Origin of the sequence: Parvibaculum sp., assembly GCF_035511255.1 — a bacterium.
In the GTDB taxonomy this organism is placed as follows: Bacteria; Pseudomonadota; Alphaproteobacteria; order Parvibaculales; family Parvibaculaceae; genus Parvibaculum.
In genome coordinates this window covers 1-4,437 of record NZ_DATKFR010000019.1, presented here as the reverse complement: position 1 = coordinate 4,437, position 4,437 = coordinate 1, and the positions used below count along the sequence as shown (strand labels likewise).

The 4,437-nt window shown below is 63.3% G+C and carries 6 protein-coding genes; 4 read left to right on the top strand and 2 right to left on the bottom strand.

The annotated features are described in order from the left end of the window. Positions 1–1,350 (bottom strand): hydantoinase/oxoprolinase family protein (locus VMR03_RS00715; RefSeq protein ID WP_325401275.1); only part of this gene is annotated, 1,350 nt, incomplete at its 3' end. Between the two features lie 122 nt (positions 1,351–1,472). Here VMR03_RS00715 and VMR03_RS00710 point away from each other — a divergent pair. From VMR03_RS00710 to VMR03_RS00695, 4 genes are all read left to right on the top strand, one after another. Beyond that, complete coding sequence (locus VMR03_RS00710; protein WP_325401273.1) at positions 1,473–1,691, top strand: glycine zipper 2TM domain-containing protein; 219 nt, start codon at positions 1,473–1,475, stop codon at positions 1,689–1,691. Positions 1,692–1,822: 131 nt separating this feature from the next. Next, a complete protein-coding gene (locus VMR03_RS00705) occupies positions 1,823–2,539 on the top strand; it encodes a TerB family tellurite resistance protein (protein ID WP_325401271.1) in 717 nt (238 codons plus the stop codon). Positions 2,540–2,666: 127 nt separating this feature from the next. Beyond that, positions 2,667–3,533 (top strand): DMT family transporter, encoded by an 867-nt coding sequence (locus VMR03_RS00700; protein WP_325401269.1) that lies wholly within the window; start codon positions 2,667–2,669, stop codon positions 3,531–3,533. Then, positions 3,534–4,265 carry an N-acetylmuramoyl-L-alanine amidase gene (locus VMR03_RS00695; protein ID WP_325401267.1) on the top strand — a complete coding sequence of 244 codons (732 nt, stop codon included), beginning with the start codon at positions 3,534–3,536 and terminating at the stop codon, positions 4,263–4,265. 3 nt (positions 4,266–4,268) lie between these two features. Here VMR03_RS00695 and VMR03_RS00690 read toward each other — a convergent pair whose 3' ends face one another. Further along, on the bottom strand, positions 4,269–4,409 hold the full coding sequence (locus VMR03_RS00690) for a zinc-binding dehydrogenase (protein ID WP_325401277.1): 141 nt from the start codon (positions 4,407–4,409) through the stop codon (positions 4,269–4,271). Between the last annotated feature and the right edge of the window lie 28 nt (positions 4,410–4,437).

Here is a 4,437-nt window from a genome sequence, read left to right as displayed (position 1 = left end):
GCCCGCGCCGCCGAAACAGGTCAGCGCGTGAGCGGTCACGTCATGACCCCGCTGCACGGAAATCTTCTTGATCGCCTGCGCCATGTTCTCGACGGCAATGCGGATGAAGCCATCTGCGGCCTCTTCCGGCGCCTTGCCGATTGCCCGCGCGGCCTCGTCGAACCGCGCCCGCACGGTGTCGGCATCGAGCGCCTCGTCGGCATGCGGCCCGAAGACGCGCGGGAAGAAATCCGGGATCAGCTTGCCGACCATCACATTCGCGTCCGTCACGGTCAGCGGCCCGCCTCGCCGGTAGGAGGCCGGCCCCGGATCGGCGCCGGCGGAATCCGGCCCGACGCGCAACCGTCCGCCATCCCAGTGCAAGACCGATCCGCCGCCCGCCGCGACCGTGTGAATCTGCATCATCGGCGCACGCATACGCACGCCCGCAACCTCCGTCTCGAAGCTCCGTTCCAGTTCGCCGTCATAGTGGCAGACATCGGTCGACGTGCCGCCCATGTCGAAGCCGATGATACGGGAGAACCCGGCGATCCGGCTCGTCTCGACCGCGCCGACCACGCCGCCGGCGGGCCCGGACAGGATCGCGTCCTTGCCCTCGAAGAGCTGCGCATCGGTGAGCCCGCCCGACGAGCGCATGAAGAAAAGTCGCGTGCCGCCGCCGAGCGCCGTCGAGACACGGTCGACGTAGCGCCTCAGGATCGGCGACAGATAGGCGTCGACGACCGTCGTATCGCCGCGCGACACAAATTTCATCAGCGGGCTTACATGGTGGCTTGCCGAAATCTGCGTGAAGCCGATTTCGCGCGCGATGTCGGCGGCGCGCTGCTCATGCGCCGGATAGCGATAACCATGCATGAAGCAGATCGCGACCGCATGGATGCCATCGGCGAAGGCGTCGGCCAGCGCGCGCCGCGTCGCTTCTTCGTCGAGCGGCCTCCGAATCTCGCCCTCGGCCGTCAGCCGCTCGTCGACCTCCGCCGAACGCTCGAACAGCATGTCCGGCTTCTCGATCCTGAGCCGGAAGAGGTGAGGGCGGTTCTGATAGCCGATCCGCAAGGCATCGCCGAAACCCCGCGTCGTGAGAAACAGCACCCGCTCGCCCTTGCGCTCGAGGAGCGCGTTGGTCGCAACCGTGGTTCCCATCTTGACCGCGCCGATACGTTGCGCGGGAAGCGCATCGCCCCGCGCTACGTCCAGAAATTCCCGGATGCCGTGGAGCGCCGCGTCTTCGTAGCGTTCCGGGTTTTCAGAGAGGAGTTTGCGCGCCAGCAGCTTTCCGTCCGGCGTGCGCGCGACGATATCGGTAAAGGTGCCGCCACGGTCGATCCAGAAGTCCCAGCGGTCGTTCATGGCAAAAATACGTCTTCAATGGCGGGCGGCACGGGCAGGGTCAGGTGTTCATTCTAGGACAAGGAACGCGCCTCGGTCTTGCACGTTTAATAAGACAGGACGTTGAAGAAGAGGAGGACATCATGACAAGGACTTCCGCTCCTGCGAGGTTGGCGAAATATGGACTGATCGGCCTCCTTGCGCTTTCGCCCTTGGGGCTGGGCGGTTGCGGTACGCTTGTGGGTGCCGGTGTCGGCGGCGTCGCGGGCAACCAGATTGGTTCCGGCAAGGGCAAAACGGCGGCAACGATCGGTGGCGCCGCCGTCGGCGCGGTGGCCGGCCACGCCATCACCGGGGATTGACGACGCGGTTAGAAAAAACCAGAACGGCCGGGACGCATGGATGTGTGCCGGCCGTTTTACATTTCATTTATTCAAAACCGTCTGCGGATTTGCCCGGTGCGGAAACGCGCGTTTCGTCCTAGACTAAAATCATGTCTATCTGGGGTAAAATCGCGGGTGCCGGTGTCGGATTGGCCGTTGGTGGGCCGCTCGGCGCGCTTCTGGGCGCAGTCGCCGGCCACTTCGTCATTGATCGCGCGCTCGACGACGACGAGGTCGTGTTCACGGTCGCGCTCATCGCTCTCTCTGCCAAAATGGCGATGGCGGATGGCAAGGTAACGAACGACGAAATCAGGGCTTTCGAGGACGTTCTCAGGGTTCCCCCGGGCGAACGTGCGAACGTCAACCGACTTTACCGGATCGCGCAGCAGGACGTCGCGGGATTCGAGGCCTATGCCGAGCAGGTCGCCCGCATCTATCGTGGCAAACCCGGCACCCTTGAGGACGTGCTCGACGCGCTGTTCCACATCGCCAAGGCCGACAAATACATCCACCCGGCCGAAATCGAATATCTCCGTACGGTGGCCGACATATTCGGCTTTTCCGAGGTCGAATTCGCGCGCATCCGGGCGAGCCATCTCGGCACCCCCCGCATGGACCCCTATCTGGTTCTCGGCATTACCCCTGAGATTTCCGACGAAGACCTCAAAAAGGCCTATCGGCGTCTCGTTCGCGAAAACCACCCGGACACGCTGATTGCCCGCGGTGTGCCCGAAGAGCTGGTCTCGATCGCCAGCGACAAGCTCGCCGCGATCAACGTCGCTTATGAAAAGATCGTGAAGGCGCGCGGGCTCCAGGAACGGGTCTAATTCCCCCCGATTTGTTGGATGCGACGCATATTTCATCGGAAAGTCGCCGCCCGGTCGGATGATGCTCTAGGCGCGGTCGGCCCGCTGGGGTAACAAGAACCGGCCTGTTCCCCCCGAGTTCGCCGAAATGACCCCCCAGCACCTCGCCTTCATGATGCTCATAAACCTCGTCTGGGGGTTTGCGCTCATCGCGTCGAAGGTGAGCCTCGGCCATTTCCCGCCAATGCTCTTCACGGCGCTGCGGTTCACGCTCATCGTGCTGGTGCTCTTCCCCTTCCTGCGGCTTCACGAAGGCCGCATGAAGCAGGTCCTCATCATCGGGCTTTGCGCGGGGCCCCTCGGCTTCGGTTTTTTCTTCGCCGGCGTCGCGCTGTCGAGCCCCTCGGTCGTCGCCATCGTCAGCCAGCTCGGCGTGCCCTTCGTCACCATCATGTCGGTCGTTTTCCTGAAGGAGCAGGTTCACTGGCGCCGCTGGACGGGCATCGCGCTTTCCTTCCTCGGCGTCATGGTCATCAGCTTCGACCCGACGGTGTTCCACTTCATCGGAGGCGTCCTCTGCGTCGTCGCGTCGGCGCTTATTGGTTCCGTCGGTCAGATCTTCCAGCGCCAGATCAGGCGGGTCGGCGTCTTCGAAATGCAGGCCTGGATCGCTGCGGTGGCGGCCCCCATGATGATCGCCGGTTCTCTCATCTTCGAGCAGGATCAGTGGCATGTGCTGACGAGCGCCAGCATGCTGCAATGGTCGGGCATCTTCTACACGGCCTTCGCCTCCAGCCTGATCGGCCATGCGGGCATCTATTACCTCCTGCAACGCTACGAGGTCTCGCAGACGGCGCCGCTCACCTTGCTTTCTCCCATTTTCACGGTCATGTTCGGGACGGTGCTGCTCGGCGACGTGCTGACGACGCGGATGATCGTCGGTGCGCTGATCGCGCTCTCCGGTGTGCTCATCATCTCCATCCGCGAGAAGCGGATCGTCGACACAGGCCCCTGAATGAGCCTTGCCATTCCCTTCCGTCCCTCGCCGAACTTCAACGAGCGGCCCGATACGGCGCGTATCGAAATCCTCGTCCTCCACTATACCGGCATGGCAAGCGCACAGGATGCGGTCGATCGTCTGTGCAGCCCGGACTCGAAGGTGTCGTCGCATTACGTAGTTGACGAGAAAGGCTACATTCTCCGTCTCGTCGAAGAGGAGAAACGTGCCTGGCACGCCGGCGTTTCGAGCTGGGCGGGCGAGCGCGACATCAACGGCCATTCCATCGGCATCGAGATCGCGAATGGCGGACATGATTTCGGCTGCCCGCCGTATCCGGACGTACAAATGCAGGCGGTGGAGGCGCTTTGCCTCGACATCATGTCGCGTCACCCGATGTTGCCGCGCAACGTCGTCGCCCATTCCGACATCGCGCCGGAACGCAAATCCGATCCCGGCGAATGGTTCGACTGGGCGCGGCTCGCCCGCGCCGGCATCGGTCTGTGGGTTGAGCCGTCGCCCATTCTCGAAGGTCCGGCATTGAAGCTCGGCGATCGCGGCGACACCGTGTCGGAACTGCAATATCGCCTCGGCAGCTACGGCTACGGGATCGAGGTGCTTGGCATTTACGATGCGAAGACGGAGACCGTGGTGCGCGCTTTTCAGCGCCATTTCCGTCCCGCGAAGGTGGATGGGGTGGCGGATCTTTCGACCGTCGCCACCCTTCACCGGTTGCTTGAGCTGATCTGATCCTTACGGAATCAGCAGCACGCGGCCGACCGCCTTGCGGCTCTCGATATATTCATGCGCCGCCGCCGCATCCTTCAACGAGAACTCCCGATCGATCACGACCTTGAGCTTTCCCGCCGCCGCATCGTCGATGTGGCGCTGGATGTTGGCATGGACGCGGTCGGTGAAAATC